The 644-nt window shown below is 55.0% G+C and carries 1 rRNA gene; it reads right to left on the minus strand.

The features are described 5' to 3' along the window. A 23S ribosomal RNA gene (locus tag FS532_RS18410) occupies positions 1-644 on the minus strand; the annotation flags it as partial.

The raw sequence follows: 644 nt of genomic DNA on the forward strand, positions 1-644 counted from the left end.
CGACTCCACGAACACTAGCGTGCCCGCTTCACAGTCTCCCACCTATCCTACACAAGCCACTCCGAACACCAATACCAAACTGTAGTAAAGGTCACGGGGTCTTTCCGTCCTGCTGCGCGTAACGAGCATCTTTACTCGTAGTGCAATTTCGCCGAGTTCGCGGTTGAGACAGCTGGGAAGTCGTTACGCCATTCGTGCAGGTCGGAACTTACCCGACAAGGAATTTCGCTACCTTAGGATGGTTATAGTTACCACCGCCGTTTACTGGGGCTTAAATTCAGAGCTTCGCCCAAAGGCTAACCCTTCCTCTTAACCTTCCAGCACCGGGCAGGCGTCAGTCCGTATACATCGTCTTGCGACTTCGCACGGACCTGTGTTTTTAGTAAACAGTCGCTTCCCACTGGTCTCTGCGGCCTTCAACGCTCACGGAGCAAGTCCGGTCACGTGTCCGGCCCCCCTTCTCCCGAAGTTACGGGGGCATTTTGCCGAGTTCCTTAACCACGATTCTCTCGATCTCCTTGGTATTCTCTACCTGACCACCTGAGTCGGTTTCGGGTACGGGCGGCTGCAACCTCGCGTCGATGCTTTTCTCGGCAGCATAGGATCACTGATTTCCCCTTACGGGTACGCGTCGGATCTCAGGC

The organism is Curtobacterium pusillum (assembly GCF_007673235.1).
Lineage (GTDB): Bacteria > Actinomycetota > Actinomycetes > Actinomycetales > Microbacteriaceae > Curtobacterium > Curtobacterium pusillum_C.